This is a genomic window from Pseudomonas sp. NPDC087614 (assembly GCF_044743485.1).
Taxonomy (GTDB): Bacteria; Pseudomonadota; Gammaproteobacteria; order Pseudomonadales; family Pseudomonadaceae; genus Aquipseudomonas; species Aquipseudomonas baetica_A.
On sequence record NZ_JBIUWN010000127.1, the window covers coordinates 1 to 7,313 of the forward strand.

Sequence of the window (7,313 nt, forward strand, 5' to 3'; positions counted from 1 at the left end):
GGCAATCTGATCGTTTTTGATCGGTCTACCGCTTTCAAAATTGGATGAGGTTGAAGTTGGCCGGAAATACAGGGCTACTTCAGACCATCCCTAGAAAAAGCATTCACCAAAATTCGCTCATCATCTGGTAATGAACGATGCGAATTGCACCTGACAAGTGCGTCGAACACTAAAGAAGCTGCGGATTTTGGAATATCCATGCTTGGATCTCGCCAAGTTCATGAAGACAGCGACCGCTCATATATAAAATTAGTTCTCCCTTGGGACTTCATTGCATCAGACGAGGGGCTGACTACGTATAGGGCCTGGGTAAAATACCTATGCAACCAAGTCGAAGCAGAGCATGGTTACGGTGGATTATCAACGACACTTCCGTTCGACTATGATACCTACATGCCTATCGAGTTTGAACTCGCTCAAAAATACACCGGCCTAGATGTTGATTCAATGCCTCACAGCTTGGCATCCGAGCTTGCCGATCATATAAAAGGCGTTAACTGGCAAACCATAATCGGGAATTCGTTTATTGCGAAGCTTGGCGGTGAACCAGCTTTGCGGCAGAAGCTAAGCAACCGTAGCGACATTGATTTTGTCAACTATGACAATGGACTGATTATTCAAGCAGGTGTTTACCCGCAACTCGGCGCCGAAGGAAGAGATGAGCTCGATGCTTACATTGCAGTAAATAAAATATTAAAATCCGTGCGCATTCCAGAACCGGATCAAATTCATCACTACTCTCCTCATGGAAATTGCTTCGAGGAGGAAAGTACCAAACAATGGTACGCCCGCTTTGATCGGGAATGAATTATCGACTACCCATTTCGCATAGAGTCAATTTAATCAGATATAGATTAATAACATGAAACAGAGACAAAAATTTTACAGTGAAAATCACTTCAGCACTTTTATGAGTGCACATGACGAAGCTCACGATTTTTATCGCACAAGAAAGTTCAAATCAGACTCGCTCGAAGAAGAGGAAGTGCTTCGCTCCAGGTTTTTCCAGAGACTGACCTTGAATAAGCTGTTAGCGACGTACACGGCAGGAAGAGAGATATCCGAACTATCTCCACTGCTCGAGGATGTGATCGAAAAATACGAAATATATCAGGACAAACTGACAAAGAACGAACAGATTCCTGAAATATCACCGTTGGCGATCAGCGACTACCCCTACCAATATGAAGAATGCGTTCAAGTTATAGGGTTTTGTATTTTATTACATCGCACAGACCTCCTAAAACGATTTGTGGTACTAATAGACAACGCTGGCTATAAAGGCACCGATACGCTCTATGAGGATTTGCTTTGCAAGGTTTTACCTGGCAGGCACGACATCGAGCAGTGGTATCATGACGTTTATTCACCCTTGGTACAGGCGATTTATTCGGAAACGGCAGAAGAGGCTACCCAACATCTTAAAAATTATTGTAGCCATTGGTATACGGCGTTCAAACAAGCTCCTTGGCACGACACTCATCATCAAGGGGAAGACGGTAACTATGTAAGTTATTGGGCTATCGAAGCAGGAGCTATCGCTTTTTTTGTACGGCATAGACGACAGCAAAATAGATCATATGGTTTACCCGAAAGACTTGGTTCAGTACGCACGAAACAATCGAGCGAGATACGAGTCCCAGGTTGTTAACCTGAGCGCGAAAAGAAATAATATATTCAAAGTTTACGACCAAGGAAGAAACATAAACAAAAGGCAAAAATACTATAGCGAAAGCCACTATAGAACCTTCTTGAAAGAATACGACGAAGTTATTGATTTTTGCAAAACCAATAAATTTGAATCAGATTCTCCAGAACAAGAAGCGTCGCTTCGAGCACGCCATCTTCAGGGCCTTCAGCTTGAAAAAATCTTCGCCTGCTATACGGCGGGAGAGAAAATAGAAATCCTCATTCCGTTGCTTGAGGAACTGATAGAGAAATACCAAAGGAAAGGCATGCAACGCAACAGTTCGGCGGCCTCCTCCGGATCCAGCCACCCGAAAAGAGCTGAAAAGCCTGCCAACAAAGACTCGTCGGTAGCGGCGAAGGGCAAGGATGGCGCTAGCGGCACACATTCCAACCAAGTCGAAGCCTCCAAAGTAGGGCTTCAGGCTCCTTCCAGCATTTTGAATGAAGGTTTGGGAGTGAGCGGCGAACACATTGCGGACTACATCTGTGCAGTGGAGTTTGGCTGGGGCAAGGATTGGGACGGGCATGACAAGGGTGCTGATGGGAAGTGGCTCGAGGGTGAACCTAGTGCCAGTAAGTTGGGGAAACTTTCCGCAGGCGGAAGTCCTAAGGCTAGCCACGTACTGTACAAGCTAACGGATGGTGCGAACGGAACAGGCATCGATGCGGTGTGGCGAGCCGATCCGGCAAATAACGAAGGTAAGAAATTTGCCATCGTGGAAGCGAAGGCAAGCCGTGACGAAGATGCACCTAAATTCATGCGTAAACCTAATAACACCCGACAACCCGGCATCAGCTCGAAGCTGGGTATATCGGGTGCCACTGACCCTACAGAATTACTCGAACCAATTGAATCAGACGCCTCATCGACTCAGGTTAAAAACAAGAGCGCCGTGAGCAGCGGAAAGAGAAATTCAGTTAATACCAAGAATGAAGATTTCACTAAAAGAAAAAGAGACATCTTGGTTCAAATGAGTAGTGAGTGGATAGTGAAAAATATTGCTAAAGCCGTGTCTGGAAGAACCACGACAGCTCAAGTAATGAACTCCTATAGCCGCCATCTATTCTACGCTCCACTATTTCACCCAAGCTTGAGTCCAAAGGATCATGCCAGTGCCCAACTAGGCACACTAGAAGAGAGTACTCATCAAAACCACAAGGCCTTCCATTACCCGGAACACGAGGTAAAAGCCTTCGTAAATAAGCGAAAAAAATCTTTGGCTAAAAAATACGGCGCATTAGACTCGCTCAAACTCGAGGCCTGACCAGATGAACAAAAGACAGAAATTTTTCAGCGAGCATCAATACAATAAATTCCTCAAAGAACACGACGAAGTAATTGAATTCTTTGAAACAAACACCTTCCAATCTGACTCACCAGAAGAAGAAGCAACGTTGCGCGCAACATACTTCAAGCAACTTGCACTAGACCGAATCTTCGCCGCATACACAGCAGGGCAAGAAATAGAAACTTTAATACCTTTGCTTGAAGATTTAATAGTCAAATACGAAACTAGGCAATCGACACTCGCCACATATCACAAGACGCCTGACATTTCGCCGCTAGCGATAAGTGATTTGCCTGATGAATATGAAGAGTGCGTTCAAGTTATAGGACTTTGCATACTCCTACATCGCAAAGACCTACTTGAACGCTTTGTAAAACTGATAGATCAAGCTGGTTACGCCGGGGATGACACCTTATACGAGGACCTCCTCTCAAAGGTACTTCCGAGTCGACACGATGTGGATCAGTGGTTTCACGATGTCTATTCACCTCTCGTACAGGCTATCTACGCAGACAGCAAAGAGGAAGCAGCGAAGCTTCTGAAAAAATACTGTAGTCAATGGTACCCCGCTTTTAAGCAAGCTCCATGGCATGACTTGCACCTACAGGGGGAGGATGGAAATTACGTAGGGTACTGGGCAATAGAAGCAGGAGCAATTGCGTTTTTATATGGAATAGACGACAGCAAAATAGATCACATGGTTTATCCAAAGGACCTAGTGGAATATGCCCGAAACTATCAGCCAACTAATGAATCTCAAGTAGCTCGCATAGATGCGGGGCAACCATGCAGTATGTCTGGCTACTGGTTCACACCGGCGCAAGCGAACTCAAGACGTCACTTCCTTCAAGGTGAAACGATGCCGAGTTTCAGTAATTCAAAATGGGGCGAAACTATCTGGTACTGGTCAGGCGAAGAATAACCTATTCGCTCAGCACTTATTTTAAGGCGCTGAGCGAATCAGGCAGAACACAAACGTAAAGCTTAACATTTACTATTACTCTGCGGAGACTTGGTCATCGTAACCAAGTTCAGGCATAAAGATACGCGAAAAAGACAAGAATTCTTTAGTGACGCCCATTACGAGAGTTTCCTGAGAGAGTACGGCGAAGCTAGTGAGCTTTTAAAGACACCGAAATTCAAGTCTGACACACCCGAAGGTGAAGCGACACTTCGCTCAAGATTTGCTCAGCGCTTAGCACTTCGAAAGCTAATGGCCATGTATACAGCAGGCGAAGAAATATCCTCGCTGGTTCCTCAGCTTGAATATCTAGTTGAAAAATATGAGATCCGGCAGGCCGCACTAGCCGTATCTGAACAATCTTCTGAAATTACACCACTCGCAATAGACGATTGGCCACACGAATATGAGGTGTGCGTGCAAGTTATAGGCCTTTGCATTCTATTACATCGCACAGACCTGCTTAAGCGCTTTGTTAAGTTGATAGATAATGCTGGTTATGCGGGCGACGATACATTGTACGAAGATTTACTCTGCAAAATATTACCCGGCAGAGCTGATGTAGACCAATGGTACCATGATGTTTATTCTCCATTAGTGCAAGCTACATATGCAAAAACAAAAGAAGAGGCCACAAGTTTTTTAAAAAAATATTGCAGCCAATGGTATCCGGCGTTTAAACAAGCTCCTTGGCATGATACTCACCTGCAAGGCGAAGAAGGAAATTATGTCGGATACTGGGCGTTCGAGGCAGGAGCTATCGCATTTTTATATGGGATAGATGACAGCAAAATGGATCACATGGTTTATCCAAAGGACTTAGTCGAATACGCCAGAAATGTGGCCATTCGATTGGAGCAGAATACTCATGAACATACGACAGACACTCTTTAGCGCCGCACGCTATGAAAATTTCCTCAGGGAATATGATGAGCTTCTAAATTTATTCTCAACAAACAAATTCAAATCAGACTCTGCGTTAGAGGAAGCATCTCAGCGCGCCAGATATTTCCAGACGCTCGCTTTGGAAAAGCTACTCGCCACCTATACAGCGGGTAAGCGTATAGAGAAACTTATTCCTATACTTGAAGAACTGGTAGAGAAATATGAAATTCGCCAAAAGACTTTGGCCGAGTATTTAGGCGTGCCGAACATTTCTCCTCTGGCAATCGATGACTGGCCCAATCAGTACGAAGAAGCCGTTCAAGTCATCAGTCTTTGCATACTTTTACATCGGACTGACCTGCTCCTACGCTTTGTCAAACTCATCGACGACGCAGGATATGCAGGTGATGACACTCTTTATGAGGCTTTGCTCAACAAAGTTATTCCACATCGGCACGACATAGATGAGTGGTATCACGACGTCTATACACTACTTATCCAAGCAATCTACAGCGACACCAAAGGCGAACCGCCTAAAATTCTTAAAAAATACTGCCAGCAATGGTATCGAGCCTTCAAGCAAGCACCTTGGCACGACTCCCATCTTCAAGGAGAGGAAGGAACTTACGTAGGGTATTGGGCATTTGAAGCAGGCGCTGTTGCCTTTCTGTATGGTATTGACGACAGCAAAATTGATCACATGGTCTACCCCAAGGATCTCGTCGAGTACGCGAGATCGCAAGCCAAAAAGCCTTAAATCTAAACTACGATATTCGTCACGGACATGACACTTGAAAATACGGCAGAAATATCTTACTGAATTACATTACGAAAACCTCCTGACAAACTACGAAGAAGAATTCGAATTCTGGAAGGACAAACTATTCACAGCAGACTCTCCTGAACAAGAGAAGTCTCTACGAGCCAGGAATTTTAAAAACCTCCACTTGGAGCACGTCTTTATGCTCTACACCGCTGGAGAGGACATACAAAGTCTGGTTCAGCCTCTGAAATTGCTGATTGCCAGTTATGAAGAACTCCAAAAATATCAGGCCACTTATGAACAGATACCTAACATCACTCCTCTGATTATTGATGACTGGCCAGATGAATATGAAGAATGCCTGCAAGTCATAAGTTTGTGCATCTTGTTGCACCGCACTGATTTGCTAAAACGTTTTGTCTTTTTAATCGACAGTGCAGGATATGCCGGCACGGACACTCTTTACGAAGACTTGCTGATCAAGGTTTTACCTGAGCGGGCGGATATCGATCAGTGGTATCACGATGTTTCCACGCCGCTGATACAGGCCATTTACGCTGAAGATAGGAATGAGGCTTCCAGTTTTCTAAGCAATTACTGCGAGAACTGGTATTCCGCCTTTGAGCAGGCGCCATGGCATGACACGCACCACGACGGCGAGGAAGGAAGTTACGTCGGATATTGGGCTTTCGAAGCGGGTGCCATTGCTTACTTATACGGCATCGATGACAGCAAAATAGACCACATGATCTACCCTAAGGATTTGGTCGAATATGCCAGAAACCATCAACTTTCTAATAATCCAAGGGCGCCCGTTTAGATGCTGGCCTACCCTGTAGTCATGACAGGAAATTGGTTTACGCCGGCGCAAACCGACTAAAGCAAGCGGAGGTGTAGAGACGTGAAAAAGAGACAAAAATTCTTCAGCGATACTCATTACAAGAACTTCCTGAGAGAGCACGACGAAGTTATAGATTTCTTGAAAACAAACACCTTTGAGTCAGACTCCCCTGAGGAAGAGGCAGCACTTCGCTCTCGGCATTTGCAAAAACTCGCGCTTGACCGGCTTTTGGCAGCTTATACTGCGGGCGAAGAGATCACTTCACTACCTCCCCTCTTAAGTGACTTGATTGACAAGTACGAGACCAGACAAGCAAAACTTGCGATATTCGAAAACACTCCTGAAATATCACCACTCGCGATTGATGACTGGCTCTACCTATATGAAGAGTGCGTACAAGTTATAGGCTTCTGTGTATTACTGCAGCGTACCGACCTTCTTAAGCGCTTTGTAAAGCTAATGGACGATGCGGGCTATATCGGCGGTGATACTTTATTTGAAGACCTGCTAATTAAATTATTACCCGACAGAATAGATGTGGACCAATGGTTTCACGATATCTATACCCCTTTAGTTCAGGCCATCTACGCAGACAGCAAAGAGGAAGCATCCTCGCGCCTAGAGCAATACTGCTGCCAATGGTATTCAGCATTTGAACAAGCCCCATGGCACAACTTACATCTGCAGGGAGAAAATGGAAACTACGTCGGTTACTGGGCTATAGAGGCTGGAGCTATTGCATTTCTATACGGTATAGACGACAACAAAATCGATCACATGATCTACCCCAAGGAAAACTCTGAAAAAGACTTTCTGATTTTGGCAAAATCCCCAGATTCCACCCGCCGAGTTTTCCGATGAAGCAGATGACCTTCGCCGACGCCG

Annotated in this window: 8 protein-coding genes; all 8 read left to right on the plus strand. The window is 45.0% G+C overall.

What is annotated here, in order from left to right:
- The first annotated feature begins 111 nt into the window (after nt 1–111).
- The gene (locus ACIOWA_RS26705; RefSeq protein WP_401162779.1) at nt 112–807 is read left to right on the plus strand and encodes a type VI immunity family protein; all 696 of its coding nucleotides are present in this window, start codon (nt 112–114) and stop codon (nt 805–807) included.
- A gap of 55 nt (nt 808–862) precedes the next feature.
- Nucleotides 863–1,651, plus strand: coding sequence for a PoNe immunity protein domain-containing protein (locus ACIOWA_RS26710; protein ID WP_401162763.1), 789 nt, complete (start codon nt 863–865; stop codon nt 1,649–1,651).
- Between the two features lie 100 nt (nt 1,652–1,751).
- Entirely contained in the window at nt 1,752–2,954 is a 1,203-nt protein-coding gene (locus ACIOWA_RS26715; RefSeq protein WP_401162765.1) for a hypothetical protein, read from the plus strand.
- Between the two features lie 4 nt (nt 2,955–2,958).
- A complete protein-coding gene (locus tag ACIOWA_RS26720; protein ID WP_401162767.1) occupies nt 2,959–3,900 on the plus strand; it encodes a PoNe immunity protein domain-containing protein in 942 nt (313 codons plus the stop codon).
- 90 nt (nt 3,901–3,990) lie between these two features.
- Complete coding sequence (locus ACIOWA_RS26725; RefSeq protein ID WP_401162770.1) at nt 3,991–4,833, plus strand: PoNe immunity protein domain-containing protein; 843 nt, start codon at nt 3,991–3,993, stop codon at nt 4,831–4,833.
- Entirely contained in the window at nt 4,808–5,581 is a 774-nt protein-coding gene (locus tag ACIOWA_RS26730; protein ID WP_401162772.1) for a PoNe immunity protein domain-containing protein, read from the plus strand. The genes ACIOWA_RS26725 and ACIOWA_RS26730 overlap by 26 nt, the downstream gene beginning before the upstream one ends.
- Nucleotides 5,582–5,615: 34 nt before the next feature.
- Complete coding sequence (locus ACIOWA_RS26735) at nt 5,616–6,407, plus strand: PoNe immunity protein domain-containing protein (RefSeq protein ID WP_401162775.1); 792 nt, start codon at nt 5,616–5,618, stop codon at nt 6,405–6,407.
- Nucleotides 6,408–6,488: 81 nt separating this feature from the next.
- The gene (locus ACIOWA_RS26740; protein ID WP_401162777.1) at nt 6,489–7,289 is read left to right on the plus strand and encodes a PoNe immunity protein domain-containing protein; all 801 of its coding nucleotides are present in this window, start codon (nt 6,489–6,491) and stop codon (nt 7,287–7,289) included.
- Nucleotides 7,290–7,313 lie beyond the last annotated feature (24 nt).